At 71.1% G+C, this 17916-nt stretch carries 15 protein-coding genes; 11 read left to right on the top strand and 4 right to left on the bottom strand.

Going from position 1 to position 17916, the window contains the following annotated elements; all coding sequences use genetic code 11:
• The first annotated feature begins 187 nt into the window (after positions 1 to 187).
• From rfbB to MBSD_RS01560, 5 genes are all read left to right on the top strand, one after another.
• The gene (rfbB, locus tag MBSD_RS01580) at positions 188 to 1243 is read left to right on the top strand and encodes a dTDP-glucose 4,6-dehydratase (protein ID WP_062534428.1); all 1056 of its coding nucleotides are present in this window, start codon (positions 188 to 190) and stop codon (positions 1241 to 1243) included.
• Between the two features lie 23 nt (positions 1244 to 1266).
• Entirely contained in the window at positions 1267 to 2154 is an 888-nt protein-coding gene (gene rfbA / locus MBSD_RS01575; RefSeq protein WP_062534426.1) for a glucose-1-phosphate thymidylyltransferase RfbA, read from the top strand.
• Positions 2151 to 2708, top strand: coding sequence for a dTDP-4-dehydrorhamnose 3,5-epimerase (gene rfbC, locus MBSD_RS01570; RefSeq protein WP_062534424.1), 558 nt, complete (start codon positions 2151 to 2153; stop codon positions 2706 to 2708). The genes rfbA and rfbC overlap by 4 nt, the downstream gene beginning before the upstream one ends.
• Positions 2705 to 3622, top strand: coding sequence for a dTDP-4-dehydrorhamnose reductase (gene rfbD / locus MBSD_RS01565; RefSeq protein WP_062534422.1), 918 nt, complete (start codon positions 2705 to 2707; stop codon positions 3620 to 3622). The genes rfbC and rfbD overlap by 4 nt, the downstream gene beginning before the upstream one ends.
• A 117-nt stretch (positions 3623 to 3739) precedes the next feature.
• The gene (locus tag MBSD_RS01560) at positions 3740 to 5722 is read left to right on the top strand and encodes a S9 family peptidase (protein ID WP_237071719.1); all 1983 of its coding nucleotides are present in this window, start codon (positions 3740 to 3742) and stop codon (positions 5720 to 5722) included.
• A gap of 177 nt (positions 5723 to 5899) precedes the next feature.
• Here the strand turns inward: MBSD_RS01560 and MBSD_RS01555 are convergent, their stop codons facing one another.
• Positions 5900 to 7486, bottom strand: coding sequence for a peptide MFS transporter (locus tag MBSD_RS01555; protein ID WP_114693179.1), 1587 nt, complete (start codon positions 7484 to 7486; stop codon positions 5900 to 5902).
• 140 nt (positions 7487 to 7626) lie between these two features.
• On the opposite strand from MBSD_RS01555, the gene MBSD_RS01550 reads away from it, so the two are divergent.
• Entirely contained in the window at positions 7627 to 9684 is a 2058-nt protein-coding gene (locus MBSD_RS01550) for an alpha/beta hydrolase family protein (protein ID WP_062534420.1), read from the top strand.
• A gap of 122 nt (positions 9685 to 9806) precedes the next feature.
• On the opposite strand, the gene MBSD_RS01545 is transcribed toward MBSD_RS01550, so the two are convergent.
• Together MBSD_RS01545 and MBSD_RS01540 are read right to left on the bottom strand one after the other, a co-directional pair.
• On the bottom strand, positions 9807 to 10007 hold the full coding sequence (locus MBSD_RS01545; protein ID WP_062534419.1) for a YbdD/YjiX family protein: 201 nt from the start codon (positions 10005 to 10007) through the stop codon (positions 9807 to 9809).
• Positions 10008 to 10090: 83 nt separating this feature from the next.
• Entirely contained in the window at positions 10091 to 12154 is a 2064-nt protein-coding gene (locus MBSD_RS01540) for a carbon starvation CstA family protein (RefSeq protein ID WP_062534417.1), read from the bottom strand.
• 220 nt (positions 12155 to 12374) lie between these two features.
• Between MBSD_RS01540 and gcvPB the strand changes: the two genes are divergently transcribed.
• From gcvPB to MBSD_RS01515, 5 genes are all read left to right on the top strand, one after another.
• Complete coding sequence (gene gcvPB, locus MBSD_RS01535; protein ID WP_062534415.1) at positions 12375 to 13859, top strand: aminomethyl-transferring glycine dehydrogenase subunit GcvPB; 1485 nt, start codon at positions 12375 to 12377, stop codon at positions 13857 to 13859.
• A gap of 22 nt (positions 13860 to 13881) precedes the next feature.
• Entirely contained in the window at positions 13882 to 14256 is a 375-nt protein-coding gene (locus MBSD_RS01530; RefSeq protein ID WP_062534413.1) for a diacylglycerol kinase, read from the top strand.
• Between the two features lie 142 nt (positions 14257 to 14398).
• Positions 14399 to 15016 (top strand): LemA family protein, encoded by a 618-nt coding sequence (locus MBSD_RS01525; protein WP_062534411.1) that lies wholly within the window; start codon positions 14399 to 14401, stop codon positions 15014 to 15016.
• 6 nt (positions 15017 to 15022) lie between these two features.
• Positions 15023 to 15925, top strand: coding sequence for a TPM domain-containing protein (locus MBSD_RS01520; protein WP_062534409.1), 903 nt, complete (start codon positions 15023 to 15025; stop codon positions 15923 to 15925).
• Positions 15925 to 16419 (top strand): TPM domain-containing protein, encoded by a 495-nt coding sequence (locus MBSD_RS01515; RefSeq protein ID WP_062534406.1) that lies wholly within the window; start codon positions 15925 to 15927, stop codon positions 16417 to 16419. The genes MBSD_RS01520 and MBSD_RS01515 overlap by 1 nt, the downstream gene beginning before the upstream one ends.
• Positions 16420 to 16533: 114 nt before the next feature.
• Here MBSD_RS01515 and MBSD_RS15295 read toward each other — a convergent pair.
• A partial coding sequence (locus MBSD_RS15295; RefSeq protein WP_062534404.1) for a thioredoxin domain-containing protein occupies positions 16534 to 17916 on the bottom strand: 1383 nt, incomplete at its 5' end.

The raw sequence follows: 17916 nt of genomic DNA, 5'->3' as shown, positions 1-17916 counted from the left end.
AATCCCCCTGAGGATTGTCACGGGGTGTCACAGCACGTTCCGTACCAGCCGCGCGGGCGGGGTGTGACGGAGGGCACGGTCCGGACGGGCCGGCCGGGCAGGGCGGCCAGCCTGCGCCCGGCCCCGCTCCGCTGGCACAATGGCGCACTCGCATTCGTCCGGCCCACCGAGAAGGACTCCCGACCCCATGAAAACCCTCCTGGTCACCGGCGGTGCCGGTTTCATCGGCGGCAATTTCGTGCTGGACGTGCTGGCGCGGGGCGGCTGCCGGGTGGTCAACCTGGACAAGCTGACCTACGCCGGCAACCCGGACACGCTGGCGACGCTCGAGGGCCGCACCGACCACGTGTTCGTGCACGGCGACATCGGCGACGCCGCGCTGGTGCGGCGGCTGCTGGAGCAGCACCGGCCGGACGCGATCGTCAACTTCGCCGCCGAATCGCACGTGGACCGATCGATCGACGGCCCGGCGGCGTTCGTGCAGACCAACGTGGTCGGCACGCTGGCGCTGCTGGAGTGCGCGCGCGATTACTGGCGCGCGCTGCCCGCGGAGCGGCAGGCCGGCTTCCGCTTCCTGCACGTGTCCACCGACGAGGTGTACGGCTCGCTGGGGCCGACCGGCAAGTTCACCGAGACGACGGCCTACGCGCCGAACTCGCCCTATTCGGCCTCGAAGGCGGCCTCCGACCATCTGGTGCGGGCGTTCCACCACACCTACGGGCTGCCGACGCTGACTACCAACTGCTCGAACAACTACGGTCCGTACCAGTTTCCGGAGAAGCTGATTCCGCTGACCATCCAGAAGGCGCTGGCCGGCGAGCCGCTGCCGGTGTACGGCGACGGCCGCAACGTGCGCGACTGGCTGTACGTGGGCGACCACTGCGCGGCGATCCTGCGGGTGCTCGAGGCCGGCCGGGTGGGCGAGACCTACAACGTCGGCGGCGACGCCGAGCGCGAGAACATCCAGGTGGTGAAGACGATCTGCGCGCTGCTGGACGAGCGCCGCCCGCTGGCCGGCGGCCGCCGCCACGAGAGCCTGATCACCTACGTCAAGGACCGCCCCGGCCACGACCGCCGCTACGCGATCGACGCCTCCAAGCTGCAGCGCGAGCTGGGCTGGCGGCCGACGCAGAGTTTCGAGAGCGGCATCGCGCGCACCGTCGACTGGTACCTGGCCCACCAAGCCTGGGTGCGGCGCGTGCTGGACGGCAGCTACCGCATGGAGCGCCTCGGCGCCGCGTGAGCGCCGAGGCACAGGGAGATCGCATGACCACCAAGAAAGGCATCATCCTCGCCGGCGGCTCCGGCACGCGGCTGTATCCGATCACGCAGGCGGTCAGCAAGCAGCTGCTGCCGGTGTACGACAAGCCGATGATCTACTACCCGCTGGCCACGCTGATGCTGGCCGGCATCCGCGAGGTGCTGGTGATCAACACGCCGCACGAGCAGCCGCTGTTCCAGCGCCTGCTGGGCGACGGCTCGCAGTGGGGCATCGCCATCTCCTACGCGGTGCAGCCCTCGCCGGACGGGCTGGCGCAGGCCTTCCTGATCGGCCGCGACTTCGTCGCCGGCCAGCCGAGCTGCCTGATCCTCGGCGACAACCTGTTCTACGGCCACGGCCTGACCGAGCTGCTGCAACGCGCCGCCGCGCGCACCCACGGGGCGACGGTGTTCGGCTACTGGGTCAACGATCCCGAGCGCTACGGCGTCGCCGAGTTCGACCCGGCGGGCCGCGTGATCGGCCTGGAGGAGAAGCCGGCGCAGCCGAAGTCGAACTACGCGGTGACCGGGCTGTACTTCTACGACGCCCGCGCCTGCGATTACGCCGCCGAGCTCGAGCCGTCGCCGCGCGGCGAGCTGGAGATCACCGATCTCAACCGCCGCTACCTCGAGGACGGCAGCCTGATGCTGGAACCGCTGGGCCGCGGTTTCGCCTGGCTGGACACCGGCACGCACGACTCGCTGGTGCAGGCGGCCAACTACATCGAGACCATCGAGAACCGGCAAGGTTTGAAGGTGTGCTGTCCGGAGGAGATCGCCTACCACCACGGCTGGATCGACGCCGAGCAGGTGCTGCGCCTGGCCGCGCCGCTGGCCAAGACCGGCTACGGCCAGTACCTGCAGCGGCTGGTGCGGCAGGGGGCGGTGCGGTGAGGCGCATCGACACCGACCTGCCCGGTACGTGCGTGATCGAGCCGGTGGTGCACGGCGACGGCCGCGGCTACTTCTACGAGAGCTTCCACGCCGGCAAGTTCGCCGCGATCGGCATCGCACTCAACATCGTGCAGACCAACGTCTCGCGCTCGGCGCGCGGCGTGCTGCGCGGCCTGCATTACCAGTGGCCGCATCCGCAGGGCAAGCTGGTCAGCGTGCTGGAGGGCGAGGTCTACGACGTGGCGGTGGACATCCGCCGCGGCTCGCCGGACTTCGGGCGCTGGACGGCGGCCATCCTGTCCGCCGACAACAAGCGCCATTTCTGGATCCCGGAAGGGTTCGCGCACGGCTTCTGCGTGCTGTCGGAACACGCCACCTTCATGTACCACTGCACGGCGCTGTACGACCGCGCCGCCGACGCCGCCGTGCGCTGGAACGACGGCGACCTCGCCATCGACTGGCCGGTCAGCGCGCCGCTGCTGTCGGAGAAGGACGCCAAGGCGCCGTTCCTGGCCGAGGTGCCGCCCGAGCGCCTGCCGGAGTACCGCGCGTGAGGCTGCTGCTGCTCGGCGCCAACGGCCAGGTCGGCTTCGAGCTGCTGCGCGCGCTGGCGCCGCTGGGCGACGTGACCGCCACCACGCGCGGCGGCGTGCTGCCGGGCGGCGGCGCCTGCGAGCGCGCCGACCTCGACGCGCCCGCGACGCTGCCCGCGCTGCTCGATCGCGCGATGCCGCGGGTGATCGTCAACGCCGCCGCCTACACCGCGGTCGACCGCGCCGAGGACGAACCGGAGGCCGCCATGCGCGCCAACGGCGAGGCGCCCGGCGTGCTGGGCCGCTGGGCGGCGCGGCACGGCGCGCTGGTCGTGCACTACTCCACCGACTACGTGTTCGACGGCAGCGCGGCGCGGCCCTACCGCGAGGACGATCCGCCCGGCCCGCTCGGCGCCTACGGCCGCAGCAAGTGGGCCGGCGAGCAGGCGCTGCGCGCCAGCGGCGCCGACCACCTGATCCTGCGCACGGCGTGGGTGTACGCCGCGCGCGGCCACAACTTCCTGCGCACCATGCTGCGCCTGGCCGGCGAGCGCGAACGTCTCGCCGTGGTCGACGACCAGCACGGCGCGCCCACCTCCGCGCGGCTGATCGCCGCCGCCACCGCCGCGGCGCTGGCGCGCTGGCTGGACTGGGACGCACCGCGCCGCCGCGCCGCGCTCGGCACGCACCATCTGGTCGCGTCGGGCCGGACCACCTGGTGCGACTTCGCGCGGGCGATCTTCGCGCAGGCCGCCGCCGCCGGCGTGATCGCGCGCGCCCCGCGGGTCGAGGCCATCCCCACCCGCGCGTATCCGACCCAGGCGCGCCGCCCGGCCTGGTCGGTGCTGGACACCACGCGCTTGCGCGAAACCTTTGGCCTGCACCTGCCGGAATGGCGGGACGACCTGACGCAGGTCGTCGGCGAACTGGCCTGAGCGGCCGCCGCGTCGCGGGCTGTTCGCGCACTCGCGCCGCCGCGATGCCGCTGCTAGATTGGGAGGCGGGGCGGGAGCCGCATGCAACGTGCGGCTCGTTCAGGGAACGATGAGGGGATGACGATGCGACTGTTTCGCTTGCTGGCCGCACTGGCGCTCGGCTGTGCGGGATGGATGGCGCATGCGGCGCCGGTGGCGTTTGCGGATCTGGCGCGGCACGAGCAATACAAGGACGTCAAGATCTCGCCCGACGGCGAGTATCTCGCCGCCACCGCCGTGGTCGACGGCCAGACCGTGCTGGCGCTGATCCACGTCGCCGACATGAAGGCGATGGTGGTACGGCCGCGCCAGGAAGACGACGTGATCGATTTCTGGTGGGTGTCGCCGAAACGCGTGCTCTACACCGTGGGGATGCGCTGGGGCGGCTACGACGCACCGCTGGCGACGGGCGAGCTGTTCGCCGTCAACGCCGACGGCACCGGCGCGGACATGCTGTACGGCTTCCGCAAGACCGGCATGAGCACCGGCTCGCACATCCAGAAGGCGGTGGCCGAACGCGGTTATGCCGAGTTCGTCGCGGCGATCCCCGACGACCCCGATCACGCCCTGATCGCGGTCAGCGACTGGGACGCCGCGGGCCTGGAAGGCGCGTTGCCGACGGCGTATCGCCTCGACGTGCGCGACGGTACCAAGACACGTATCGTCACCGCGCCCATGCGTCGAGCCGAATTCGTGGCCGACCACCACGGCCGCATCCGCTTCGCCTACGGGCCGGACGCCTACGGCAATCTCAAGGTCTACCTGCGCCCGCTCGACGGCGGCGACTGGCAACGGCTGACCGAGGCCGGCGGCGAGGGCCGCGCCTATCCGTTGGCATTCGCGCGCGACGACAGCGTCGCCTATTTCGCCTGTCCTGCCGGCGGCGGCTTCGGCGTGTGCCGCTGGGATCCCGCCAAACGCGCACTGGAACCGGTGTGGAGCAATCCGCGGGTCGAACCGGACGGTTTGCTGCACGGCCTGGCCGACGATTCCGTGGTGGGCGTGAGTTTCACCGACGGGCGTCCTGGCCTGTCGGTGTTCGACCGCAACGCGGCCGACGTGCAGGCGCTGATCGCGCTGATGCAGCAGTTCCCCGGCGAGAGCGTGCGCTTCGTCTCCGGCACGCGCGACGGCAGCCGCGCCGTGGTGCGCGTGGAGGCCGACGCGGATCCCGGTGCGTTCTATCTGCTGGACCGCAAGACGAAGAAACTGACCGAGCTGTTCGCGCGCGCCGCCTGGATCAAGCCGGAGCAGATGGCCGGCAAGCAGCCGATCGAGGTCGTCGCCCGCGACGGGCTGAAGCTGCAGGGCTACCTCAGCCTGCCGCCCGGCAAGGAGGAGGCGAAGCACCTGCCGATGGTGGTGCTGGTGCACGGCGGCCCGTACGGCGAGCGCGACGGCTGGGACTACGATCCCGACGTGCAGGCATTGGCGACGCGCGGCTACGCCGTGCTGCAGGTGAACTTCCGCGGTTCCGGCGGCTACGGCTACGATTTCGAGCGCGCCGGCTGGCGCGAGTGGGGCGGCAAGATGCAGGACGACGTCACCGACGCCACGCGTTGGGCGATCGCGCAGGGCATCGCCGATCCGGACCGCATCTGCATCATGGGCGCCAGCTACGGCGGCTACGCCGCGCTGGAGGGCGCGGTGAAGGAACCTGACCTCTACCGTTGCACGATCGGCTACGTGGGCGTGTACGACCTGCGGCTGATGTACACCCGCGGCGACGTGCCGCAATCCTTCGCCGGCGAGAATTACCTGATGCGCGTGCTTGGCGAGGACATGGACGAACTGGCGCGGCGTTCGCCGCTCTACAACCTCGACCGGCTCAAGGCCAAGGTGATGTTGATCGTCGGCGGCCGCGACCGGCGCGTGCCGCCGGTGCAGGGCGAGAGCCTGCACGCCAAGCTGCTGGAGCGGGGCATCGCGCACGAGTGGCTGTACCAGCCGAACGAAGCGCACGGCTTCTACGACGAGGCCAATGTCGCCGAAATGTACGCCAGGGTGGTGCAGTTCCTCGACAGCAACATCGGCACGCCTGCCGCCACGGCCACCCGTTGAAGCGATGCCGGACGGCATGGCGGCGGGGCGTCGCCGCCGCGTCGGTTCCCGCGTGAGCCCCGTCCGGCCGCGTTGCCTCGGCAGCGGCATTCTCCCCAACGACGCTCCGGTCGCGGCCATGGCCGCCCTCGCCAATCGGGGCGGTGGCTCGGAGGCGCCCGCAGCGTCCGCACGCGGCTACTTCACGCCGTGCATCCAGCGCTTCAGCAGCGGCACCAGCGCCAGTGCGACCAGGCCGCCGAGGAAACCGATCTTGGCGGAGAACACGAACAGCCTGTCGTAGCCGGCCAGGGCCGCGGCGACATCGAGCGTGGCGTCTTGCGGAACGGCGATCGCCGACAGCTTGCTCAGCGCGGCCGCCAGCATCTCGGAATAGGACAGGCCGAGGAACCAGCCGCCCATCATCAGGCCGACCACGCGCGGCACCGACAGTTGCGTCACCGCCGACAGGCCGATCGGCGACAACAGCATCTCGCCGACTTCGAGCACGAAGTAGGCGAGCACGAACCAGCCGATGCCGGCCAGCCCGTTCGCCTGCGGATGACGCGCGCTCCACGCCAGCACCAGGAACGACGCTCCGGCGAGGAACAGCCCGAGCGCCGCCTTCACCGGCTTGCTCGGGTTGTATCCGGCGCGCTCCAGCCGCGGCCACAGCCAGGCGAAGGCCGGCGCCAGCACCAGGATGAAGAACGCGCCCAGCGAGGTCAGCGCGCCGGCGGTCCAGGTCAGGCCCAGCGCCTCGCGGTTCATGGCGCGGTCGGAGAACAGCACCCACGAGCTGTAGGTCTGCATGTACAGCGCGAAGAACATCAGGCAGAACGTGACGAAAACCAGCACCACCGCCATCTGCCGGCGCTGCACGCGCGTGCAGCGCGCGAACATGAACCAGAGGATGCCGCCGAGCAGGGCGAGCGCGACCAGGTGCATGCCGAGCAGCACCGGGCTCGGCTCGAACACGCCCGGCACGATCTTCAGGAACAGCGAGTGGGCCTGCACCAGGCTCCAGATCACGACCACGCCGCCGATCGCGCCGAGATAGATCGCCTGCTCGCGGGTCAGCGGCCCGAGCACGCGTTCGCGCAGCCGCGCCGGCGCGGGCGGTTCGGCATGGCCATGCAGATGCTTCTGGCCATACAGGAAGTTGACCAGGCCCGCGAGCATGCCGACGCCGGCGACGCCGAAGCCCCAGCCCCAGCCGTAGGTCTCGCCCAGCCAGCCGCACAGCACGCCGGCGATGGTCGCGCCGAGGTTGATGCCGGCGTAGAACAGGCTGAAGCCGGAATCGCGACGCGGATCGTTCTCCGCATAGAGCTTGCCGACGATGGTGGAGATGTTCGGTTTGAGGAAGCCGACGCCGGTGACGATCAGCGCCAGCGAGAAGTAGAGCGCCTGCAGGGCGAAGCCGTCGCGCACGACCACGCCGTCGACCACCGTCGCCTGCCGCCCTTCGATCGCCATGCCGAGATGGCCCAGCACCAGCAGCAGTCCGCCGAACACCACCGCCTTGCGCATGCCGAGATAGCGGTCGGCGAGCAGGCCGCCGATCACCGGCGTCGCGTAGACCAGGCCGCCGTAGGCGCCGACCAGGTTGTAGCCGTCGGCGTCGCCGAACAGGTGATGCTTCACCAGGTACAGCAGCAGCAGCGCCTTCATGCCGTAGAAGGAGAAACGCTCCCACATCTCGGTGAGGAAGCAGACGTACAGGCCTTTCGGGTGACCGAACAGCTCGTCGGAGCGTGCGACGGGAAGGGCGACGACGGACATGCGGCGGTTCGCGATCGGGCGGGCGCGGCAGTATAGCCGCGGCGCGCGGCCTTCCCGCCGCGGGCGCGACGGGGCTTGCGCCCGGCCGCCCGCGGGTTTTACCGTCCGCGGGTTTGCCACTGCACGCCACGGAGGATCCGATGAAGCCGCTGTCTGCCGCGCTCGTCGCAGCGCTCGCCGTCGGTCCGGCGCTCGCCGTCGCCGCGCCGCACCCGTTCAATGCGCAGGATCTGGTGATGATGGATCGCGTCGGCGATCCGGTCGCCTCGCCGGACGGCCGCCACGTCGCCTTCAGCGTGCGCTCGACCGACTACGCCGCCAACAAGGGCGTCAACAGCCTGTGGGTGCTCGACCTCGGCGCCCGCGATGCCGGGCCCAGGAAACTGGTCGACGCCGACGCCAGCGATCCGCGCTGGTCGGCGGACGGCAAGAACATCTACTTCCTGTCCTCGAAGTCGGGTTCCAGCCAGATCTGGCGCGTGCCCGCCGCCGGCGGCACGCCGGTGCAGGTCAGCCGCTATCCGCTCGACGTCGACAACTTCACGCTGTCGCCCGACGGCACGCACGTGGCGCTGTCGATGGCGGTGTACACCGACTGCGCCGACCTGGCCTGCACGAAGCAGCGGCTGGACGCGCGCGAAAAGGACAAGGCCACGGGCCGCAGCTACGACCGCCTGTTCGTGCGCCATTGGGACGCCTGGTCCGACGGCCGCCGCTCGCAGCTCTACGTCGACGGTTTCGGCGCCGACGGCGCGCTGTCCGGCGCGCCGGCCTGGGTGAGCAAGGGGCTCGACGGCGACGTGCCGTCGAAGCCGTACGGCGACGCCGGCGAATACGCGTTCTCGCCGGACGGCAAGACGGTGTACTTCGGCCTGCGCGTCGCCGGCAAGAGCGAGCCGTGGTCGACCAACTTCGACGTCTACGCCGCGCCGGCCGACGGCGCCGCCGCGCCGCGCGACCTGACCGCCGGCAATCCGGCCTGGGACGCGTACCCCGCGCCCGCGCCGGACGGCAAGACGCTGTACTACCTGGCGATGAAGACGCCCGGCTTCGAGGCCGACCGCTTCGCGATCATGGCGCTGGACCTCGCCAGCGGCGCGACGCGCGAGGTCGATCCGCACTGGGACCGCTCCGCCGGCCCGCTGAAGGTATCGGCCGACGGGCGCACGCTGTACACCACCGCCGACGACTGGGGCCAGCATCCGCTGTTCGCGGTCGACGTCGCCAGCGGCAAGGCGACCAGGCTGGTGGACGGCGGCACCGTCACCGGTTTCGATCTGGCCGGCAAGCGCCTGGTGCTCGGCCGCCAGGACTTCAAGCATCCGACCGATCTCTACGTCGCCGAGCCCAGCGGCAAGCGGCTCGCGCAGCTCACGCACTTCAACGCCGAACGCCTGAAGGACATCCGCTTCGGCGACTACGAGTTCTTCACCTTCAAGGGCTGGAACGGCGACACCGTGCAGGGCTACGTGGTCAAGCCGGCGGGCTACGAGAAAGGGAAGAAGTACCCGGTGGCGTTCCTGATCCACGGCGGTCCGCAGGGTGCCTGGAGCAACGACTTCCACTACCGCTGGAATCCGCAGACCTACGCCGGCGCCGGTTTCGCCGTGGTCACCGTCAACTTCCACGGTTCCACCGGCTACGGCCAGGCGTTCACCGACGCGATCTCGCAGCACTGGGGCGACCGCCCGTTGGAAGACCTGCAGAAGGGCTGGCAGGCGGCGCTCGACAAGTACGCCTTCCTCGACGGCGACCGCGCCTGCGCGCTCGGCGCCAGCTACGGCGGCTACATGGTGTACTGGATGGCCGGTGTGTGGAACCGGCCGTGGAAGTGCCTGGTCGACCACGACGGCGTGTTCGACACGCGCATGATGTACTACGCCACCGAGGAGCTGTGGTTCGAGGAGCACGAGAACGGCGGCACGCAGTTCGAGCATCCGGAGAACTACGAGGCGTTCAATCCGCTGAACCACGTCAAGGACTGGCGCGTGCCGATGCTGGTGGTGCACGGCGGGCGCGACTACCGCATCCCGGAGACGCAGGGCCTGGGCGCGTTCACCGCGCTGCAGCGCCGCGGCATCGAGAGCCGGCTGCTGTATTTCCCCGACGAGAACCACTGGGTGACCAAGCCGCAGAACAGCGTGCTGTGGCACCGCACGGTCGAGGACTGGCTGAAGCGCTGGACGGCGGCGCCGTAGGCCGTCGGCTGCAACCGCGGCGCGGTTTCGGCGGAAGCGCGTCGCGGCTTCCGCCCGCGGCCGATGCGTCGGGGTAGGGTGGAACCGGCCAGACCGGTTCCGCCGCGGCGGCCCGCGGCGGTTCAGCAGCAGCGCCCGCCGCCGCCGCGGTAGCGCGCCTCGAGGCGCTCGGCGAAGAACGCCTCGTAACTCATCACCGGCCGCTCGGGATGGACGCGGCGCATGTGCTCGACGTAGGTGTCGTAATCGGGCACGCCGACGATCAGGCGGCCCATCTGCACCGCCTTGCGCCAGATCTTTCGCCAGGGCGTTGTCGTCGTCATGTCCGCAGTCCCTCGACGCTCGGCCGGAAAGGGTTTCCCGCCTGCGCGGGAATGGCGTCTTCGCGCGCCTATCCCGTCTCGCGTCAGCGCGCCATCGTCGCCATCGCCACGTAAGGCTCCTCGTGCGCGGTCGGCTGCGCGCTGCGCCGCGCGGCCAGGATGGTGCGCACGCCGAACAGCGCGGTGGCCACCACCAGCAGCATGAACAGCCCGCACAGGGTGGCGTCGACGTAGTTGTTGGCGATGATGCGCTGCATCTCCTCCAGCGACTTCGCCGGCGCCAGCACCTTGCCCTCGGCGAGGCCGGCGGCGAACTTGCGCGCGCTGGCGAGGAAGCTGATCTTCGGGTCGTCGTGGAACAGCTTCTGCCAGCCGGCGGTCAGTGTGCAGACGATCAGCCACAGCGCCGGCACCGCGGGCACCCACAGGTAACGCTCGCGCTTGAGCTTGACCACGATCACGCAGCACAGCGTCAGCGCGATCGCCGCCAGCATCTGGTTGGCGATGCCGAACAGCGGCCACAGCGTGTTGATGCCGCCGAACGGGTCGACCACGCCCTGGTAGAGGAAATAGCCCCACGCCGCCACGCAGGCCACCGTGGCGATCACGTTGGCGCCCCACGACTCCGTCTTCTTCAGCGGCGGGTAGGCCAGGCCGGCCAGCTCCTGGATCATGAAGCGGCCGACGCGCGTGCCGGCGTCGACGGTGGTGAGGATGAACAGCGCCTCGAACAGGATGGCGTAGTGGTACCAGAACGCCATCATGCCTTCGCCGCCGAGGATGCCGTGCAGCAGCTGCGCCATGCCGACCGCCAGCGTCGGCGCGCCGCCGGCGCGGTGCAGGATGGTGTTCTCGCCGATCTCGCGGGCGGTCTGCGTCAGCACGTCCGGCGTGACCACGAAGCCCCACTGGCTGATCGTCGCCGCCGCCTCCTGCACGGTGCCGCCGATCGCCGCGGCCGGCGAGTTCATCGCGAAGTACACGCCCGGCTGCAGGATGCTGGCGGCGATCAGCGCCATGATGGCGACGAACGCCTCCATCAGCATGCCGCCGTAGCCGATCATGCGCGCCTCGCGCTCGTTGGCGAGCATCTTCGGCGTGGTGCCGGAGGAGATCAGCGAATGCCAGCCCGACACCGCGCCGCAGGCGATGGTGATGAACAGGAACGGGAACAGGTTGCCGGCGAACACCGGGCCGCTGCCGTCGATGAAGCGGGTGATGGCGGGCATCTGCAGCATCGGCGCGGCGAGGAAGATCGCCGCCGCCAGCAGCAGGATGGTGCCGATCTTGAGGAAGGTGCTGAGGTAGTCGCGCGGCGCCAGCAGCAGCCACACCGGCAGCACCGAGGCGCAGAAGCCGTAGGCGATCAGCATCCAGGCCAGCGCGCGGCCGTCGTAGTCGAACAGCGGCGCCCACGACGGGTCGGCCGCCACCTTGCCGCCGATCCACACCGACAGCAGCAGCAGCACGAAGCCGATCACCGACACCTCCAGCACCTTGCCCGGGCGCAGCCAGCGCAGGTAGATGCCCATCAGCAGCGCGATCGGGATGGTCATGGCGACGGTGAAGGTGCCCCATGGACTGTGCGTCAGCGCCTTGACCACCACCAGCGCCAGCACCGCCAGGATGATCATCATGATCATCAGCACGCCGATCATCGCCACCACGCCGGAGGCGGAGCCCATCTCCATGCGCACCATGTCGCCCAGCGACTTGCCGTCGCGACGGATGGAGAGGCCGAGGATCATGAAGTCCTGCACCGCGCCGGCGAACACCACGCCGAACAGGATCCACAGCGTGCTCGGCAGGTAGCCCATCTGCGCGGCCAGCACCGGGCCGACCAGCGGGCCGGCGCCGGCGATCGCGGCGAAGTGGTGGCCGTACAGCACCCACTTGTCGGTGGGTACGTAGTCCAGGCCGTCGTTGCGCAGGTGCGCCGGCGTGGCGCGCGTGGCGTCGAGCCGCAGCACGCGCTCGGCGATGAAGCGGCTGTAGAAGCGGTAGCCGATCACGAAGGTCGCGATCGCCGCGGCCACCAGCCAGGTGGCGTTGATGGTCTCGCCGCGGTGCAGGGCGACCGTGCCGAGGCAGAACGCCCCGAAGATCGCGAACACCGCCCAGCCGAACTTGCCGACGACGTTGCCCATGGCCATCCTCCCCGGATCGACCGTGGAAGATTCGCCCCGTGCGCCACGGGGGTCAATGCCGGACGGCTTAGCCATTGGTCGAATCGGCCCTGCCGCAGCGCTGCGCGGATGGCCGCGTGCGCCGGTCCGGCCGCGCTCTTCGGCATGCCGCGGCCCGGGCCGCGGGCGGCGTCTTGTGGCATCATACGCCGTCCTTTTGCCCCGTCCCGCCGGCACCGTCATGCTGATCTTCGAGCTTTCGCAGCCCGGCCGCATCGCGGCCGCCCAGCTTCCCGCCGACACCGCCGTTCCCGCCGACCTTCCCGAGCAGTTCCGCCGCAAGAGCGCGCTCGGCCTGCCGGAAGTGTCCGAACTGCAGGCGCTGCGCCACTACACCAACCTGTCGCGCAAGAACTTCTCGATCGACACGAACTTCTATCCGCTGGGCTCGTGCACGATGAAGTACAACCCGCGCGCCTGCCATACGCTGGCGATGCTGGACGGCTTCCTGTCGCGCCATCCGTACGCGCCGGAATCGCTGAGCCAGGGCTTCCTGGCCTGCATGTACGAACTGCAGGAGATGCTGGCCGACGTCACCGGCATGAAGGGCGGCGTGTCGCTGGCGCCGCTGGCCGGCGCGCAGGGCGAACTGGCCGGCGTGGCGATGATCATGGCCTACCACCGCCATCGCGGCGACAGCGCGCGCAACGAGATCATCGTGCCCGACGCCGCGCACGGCACCAACCCGGCCACCGCCTCGATGTGCGGCTGCACGGTGCGGGAGATCCCGACCAAGGACGACGGCGACATCGACATCGAGGCGCTGAAGAAGGTGCTCGGCCCGAACACCGCCGGCATCATGCTGACCAATCCTTCCACGATCGGCGTGTTCGAGCGCCGCATCAAGGAGATCGCCGGCCTGGTGCACGCCGCCGGCGGCCTGCTGTACTACGACGGCGCCAACCTCAACGCCATCCTCGGCAAGGTGCGTCCGGGCGACATGGGCTTCGACGCCATCCACATGAACCTGCACAAGACCTTCTCGACGCCGCACGGCGGCGGCGGTCCGGGCGCGGGCGCGGTCGGCGTGTCCGAGCGCCTGAAGCCGTTCCTGCCGATTCCGATGGTGGAGAAGCGCGAGGATGGCCGCTACGGCTGGGTGCGCAAGAAGGACCGCCCGCTGTCGATCGGACGCCTGACCAGCTTCGCCGGCAACGCCGGCGTGCTGCTGCGCGCCTACGTGTACGCGCGCATGCTCGGCCGCGAGGGCATGGTGCGCGTCGCCGAGTACGCCACGCTCAACGCCAACTACCTGGCCAAGCGCCTGGCGGAGAAGGGCTTCACCCTGGCCTACCCGGAGCGCCGCGCCAGCCACGAGTTCATCGTCACCGTGGCGCCGCAGAAGAAGCAGAGCGGCGTCACCGCGCTGGACTTCTCCAAGGCGCTGCTCGACCACGGCATCCACGCGCCGACCAACTACTTCCCGCTGCTGGTGCCGGAGTGCCTGCTGATCGAGCCGACCGAGACCGAGAGCAAGGAAACGCTGGACGCGTTCGTCGAGGTGATGGCCGACCTGCTGAAGCAGGCGGCCGAGGACCCGCAGGCGCTGAAGGACGCGCCGCGCACCACGCCGGTGCGCCGGCTGGACGACGTCAAGGCGGCCAAGGAGCTGGACATCGCCTGGCGCGAGCCCGCCGCGGCGGGCGGCGCCATGCGCGCGGCCTGAGCCGGCGGGCGAGGGGGCGCCCATGGCCAGCACCGAACCGCGCGGCCCGCGCCAGATCTGGAACGCGCTGATCTGGTCGCTGAAGGGCCTGCGCGCGGCCTACCGCGTGGAGGCCTCGTTCCGCCTCGAGCTGTACCTGTGCGTGGTGCTGCTGCCGCTGGGGCTGTGGCTCGGCCACGGCCCGGTCGAGAAGGTGCTGCTGGTGCTGACGCCGGTGCTGGTGCTGTCCGCGGAACTGCTCAATTCCGCGGTCGAGGCCGTGGTCGACAAGGTCAGCCCGGAATTCCACGAGCTGGCCGGCCGCGCCAAGGACATGGGCTCGGCGGCGGTGTTCCTGCTGATGCTGCTGGTGCTGCTGACCTGGGGCCTGATCCTCGGCGGACGCCTGCTGGGCTGACGCGGTCGGAGACCCGCGCGGCGTTTCGCAGGGGCGCGAAACGCCGCCCCGCAACACCGGCTTTGCCTCGAACCGCCGTCCGGCGCTTGTGGCGGTGCTGCGCGCATGCTGCAATCGTGGCGCCGACACGGGAGGGTCCGCCATGCGCCACGCACGCTCGCTGCTGCTCGTCGTCCTCGTCGTCCTGCTCTCCGGCTGCGGCTACAACGCCATCCAGCGCGCCGACGAGCAGGTCAAGGCCGCCTGGTCGGAAGTGCTGAACCAGTACCAGCGCCGCGCCGACCTGGTGCCGAATCTGGTCGCCACGGTGAAGGGCTACGCCAGCCACGAGGAGCGCGTGCTGACCGAGGTGACCAACGCGCGCGCCAAGGTCGGCAGCATCCAGATCACCCCGGCGCTGGCCGAGGACCCCAAGGCGCTGGCCGCGTTCCAGCAGGCGCAGGGCGAGCTGTCCAGCGCGCTGACGCGGCTGATGGCGGTCAGCGAGAACTATCCCAACCTCAAGGCCGACGGCCTGTTCCAGAACCTGCAGGCGCAGCTCGAGGGCACCGAGAACCGCATCGCCGTGGCGCGCAACCGCTACGTCAAGGCGGTGCAGGACTACAACGCGCTGATCCGTCAGTTCCCGACGGTGATCACCGCCAAAATCTTCGGCTACAAGGTCAGGCCGAACTTCACGGTGGAGAACGAGAAGACGATCTCGACGGCGCCGACCGTCGATTTCTCGCAGCCGCAGCCGGCGTCGGCCGGCTCGCGCTGAACCGCGATGCGCCGCCCGCTGCGCTCGCTGCTGGCGCTGCTCGCCGCCGCGCTGCTCGCGGCGGGCGCCGCGCGCGCGGGGGACGAGCCGGCGATCCCGCCGCTGCAGACGCGCGTCACCGACACCACCGGCACGCTCACCGCCGGCCAGGCGCAGGATCTCGAACGGCGCCTCGCCGCGCTGGAGCAGCGCAAGGGCGCGCAGCTCGCCGTGCTGATCGTGCCGAGCACGCAGCCGGACACCATCGAGGATTACGCGGTGCGTGTGTTCGACCAGTGGAAGCTGGGACGCAAGAACATCGACGACGGCGCGCTGCTGATCGTCGCCAAGGACGACCGCCGCGTGCGCATCGAGGTGGCCTACGGCCTCGAAGGCGCGATACCCGACGCCGCCGCCGCGCGCATCATCCGCGAATACATCGCGCCGCGCTTCCGCCAGGGCGACTACTACGGCGGCATCAGCGACGCGGTGGACGCGCTCACCAAGCTGATCGACGGCGAACCGCTGCCGCCGCCGCTGGAAGGGCGCCCGCCGACGCCGCCGGGCGCCGCCTGGTTGCCGCTGCTGTTCTTCGCCTTTGCGTTGGCGCTGTTCCTGCGCACGCCGTTCCGGCGCATGCGCGCGCCCGGCCGTGCGCTCGGCACCGGCCTGCTGAACGCCGCGGCCAGCCTGTTCTTCAGCGGCGGCCGCTGGGGCTTCGCGTTGGCGGGCTTCGCCATCGGCCTGCTGGTCGGCTTGCTGCCGGTCGCCACCGGCGGCATCTTCGCGCGCCGCGGCGGCTGGGGCGGCGGCTGGCCGGGCGGTTTCGGCGGCGGCGGTTGGGGCGGACGCGGCGGCGGCTTCGGCGGCGGCGGATTTTCCGGCGGCGGCGGCATGACCGGTGGCGGCGGCGCCTCGGGGAGCTGGTGATGCGGCCCTCGCGCCTGTGGCGCCACGTGTTCGCGATGCCCGCGCGGCGGCGCTTCCCGCCGGCGGCGATGGACGCGATCCAGACTGCGATCGCCGAGGGCGAGGCACGCCACGGCGGCGAGGTGTGCTTCGCGCTGGAGGCGCGGTTGCCCCTGCCGGAACTGTTCGAGGGCCGCACGCCGCGCCAGCGCGCCGAAGAGGTGTTCGCGCAACTGCGCGTGTGGGACACCGAACACCGCACCGGCGTGCTGCTCTATCTGCTGCTCGCCGACCGCGCGATCGAGATCGTCGCCGACCGCGGCGTCGCGCGGCATGTGCCGGCGGTGGCCTGGAACGCGGTGTGCGCGACGATGCGCGAGCGTTTCGCCGCCGGCGACTGGATCGGCGGCGCGCAGGCCGGCATCGCCGCCACCCACGCGCTGCTGGCCGCCCATCTGCCGCCGCGCCCGCACGGCGCCGCCGACGAACTGCCCGATCGCCCGGTGGTGCTGTAGCGCGGAATCGCCGCGCAGCGGCGCTTCCGCCGCACGGGCCGGGCGGAAATCCTGGACGCGGACTTGCGCGGATGGGCGCGGATCGAGAACGGCTCCATCCGGCGCTTTCCGCGTTCATCCGCGGCGGAAGGCTGGGCCGTCTTTCGAGCGGGTGGCCGAGGCGTCGCGGGCGTCCAGCATTGCCCGCAGCGCGTCGGGCGAATCGAGCGGTGCGCGGCAGCTCGGGCCTTCGCAGAGGTAGGCGACGCCGCCCGCGCGCGGCGCGCGCTCGGCCAGCGCGCCGGGCAGATCGCCGCAGTCGGAGGCGATCAGGAACGCGTCGGCGCGCGCCGGCGTGAACGCGCGCAGCGCGGCGCGCCACGCCTCGGCCTCCGCCTCCGTGCAACGCACGATCACCTGCGCGCGCGGCGCCAGCGCATGGCGCAGCGCGCGCAGCAGGGTGGGGCAGGCGTCGGGATACTGCGCCAGCGGCGCGGCGGCGGCGCGCAGCGCGCGTTCGGCGGCGTCGAGATAGCGCGTCTCGCCGAGCAAATGGCCCAGCGTCAGCAGCGCGTCGACGGCGACGGCGTTGCCGCTCGGCAGGCTGTCGTCGGTCCACGGCTTGGGACGCTGGATCAGCGCCTCGGCGTCGTGCGCGGTGAACCAGAAGCCGCCGCGCTCGCGGTCCTCGAAACGTCGCAGCAGGGTCTCGGCCAGCGCGACCGCCCAGTCGAGATCGCGCGGCGCGAAGGCGCACTGCAGCTTCGCCAGCAGCGCGTCGAGCAGGAAAGCGTGGTCGTCGAGATAGGCGGGGAAGCGGGCGCGGCCGCCGGCATGGCTGGCGTACAGGCGGCCGTCGATCCACGCGCCGGCGCGCAAGGTTTCGAGAATCTCCGCCGCCATCCGCGCCAGCGCGGGACCGTCCCCGGGCAGCCAGCGCGCGGCGCGCGCCAGCCCGGCGGCGAGCAGCGCGTTCCACGCGGTCAGCCGCTTGTCGTCGCGCAGCGGCGGCGTGCGCGCCGCGCGTGCCTTCAGCAGGCGCTGGCGCGCGCGCTGCAGGCGCGCCCGGGCGGTCTGGACGTCGATGCCGAGCTCGGCCGCCACGTCCACGACATCGCGCACCTGCTGCAGGTGCCAGGCGCGGTCCTCGAAGTTGGACGGGCGGTCGAGGCCCCAGACGCGCGACGCTGCGTACCAGGCATCGTCGTCGAGCAGGGCGCGCGCCTCGTCGCGCTGCCACAGGTAATAGCGGCCTTCCTCGCCTTCGCTGTCGGCGTCGCGCGCGCTGGCGTAGCCGCCGTCGGCGAGGCGCATGTCGGCCTCGAGCCAGGCGACGATGCCGCGGCAGGCGGCGCGCATCGCCGCGTCGTTCCACGTGTGCGCCGCGCGCGCGTACAACGGCAGCAGCAGCGCGTTGTCGTACAGCATCTTCTCGAAGTGCGGGATCGTCCACGCCGCATCCACGCAGTAGCGGAAGAAGCCGCCGCCGAGATGGTCGTGCAGGCCGCTGGCGGCCAT

Source organism: Mizugakiibacter sediminis (assembly GCF_000953855.2).
Lineage (GTDB): Bacteria > Pseudomonadota > Gammaproteobacteria > Xanthomonadales > Rhodanobacteraceae > Mizugakiibacter > Mizugakiibacter sediminis.
Note: the sequence above shows the minus strand (reverse complement) of the source record. Positions and strands in the feature narration are given on the sequence as shown.

What these genes read in the sequence shown, in the direction of transcription:
- rfbB (WP_062534428.1), top strand. Translation starts at nt 188, where the DNA reads ATGAAAACCCTCCTGGTCACCGGCGGTGCCGGTTTCATCGGCGGCAAT.
- rfbA (WP_062534426.1), top strand. Translation starts at nt 1,267, where the DNA reads ATGACCACCAAGAAAGGCATCATCCTCGCCGGCGGCTCCGGCACGCGG.
- MBSD_RS01560 (WP_237071719.1), top strand. Translation starts at nt 3,740, where the DNA reads ATGACGATGCGACTGTTTCGCTTGCTGGCCGCACTGGCGCTCGGCTGT.
- MBSD_RS01555 (WP_114693179.1), bottom strand. Translation starts at nt 7,486, where the DNA reads ATGTCCGTCGTCGCCCTTCCCGTCGCACGCTCCGACGAGCTGTTCGGT.
- MBSD_RS01550 (WP_062534420.1), top strand. Translation starts at nt 7,627, where the DNA reads ATGAAGCCGCTGTCTGCCGCGCTCGTCGCAGCGCTCGCCGTCGGTCCG.
- MBSD_RS01545 (WP_062534419.1), bottom strand. Translation starts at nt 10,007, where the DNA reads ATGACGACGACAACGCCCTGGCGAAAGATCTGGCGCAAGGCGGTGCAG.
- MBSD_RS01540 (WP_062534417.1), bottom strand. Translation starts at nt 12,154, where the DNA reads ATGGGCAACGTCGTCGGCAAGTTCGGCTGGGCGGTGTTCGCGATCTTC.
- gcvPB (WP_062534415.1), top strand. Translation starts at nt 12,375, where the DNA reads ATGCTGATCTTCGAGCTTTCGCAGCCCGGCCGCATCGCGGCCGCCCAG.
- MBSD_RS01530 (WP_062534413.1), top strand. Translation starts at nt 13,882, where the DNA reads ATGGCCAGCACCGAACCGCGCGGCCCGCGCCAGATCTGGAACGCGCTG.
- MBSD_RS01525 (WP_062534411.1), top strand. Translation starts at nt 14,399, where the DNA reads ATGCGCCACGCACGCTCGCTGCTGCTCGTCGTCCTCGTCGTCCTGCTC.
- MBSD_RS01520 (WP_062534409.1), top strand. Translation starts at nt 15,023, where the DNA reads ATGCGCCGCCCGCTGCGCTCGCTGCTGGCGCTGCTCGCCGCCGCGCTG.
- MBSD_RS01515 (WP_062534406.1), top strand. Translation starts at nt 15,925, where the DNA reads ATGCGGCCCTCGCGCCTGTGGCGCCACGTGTTCGCGATGCCCGCGCGG.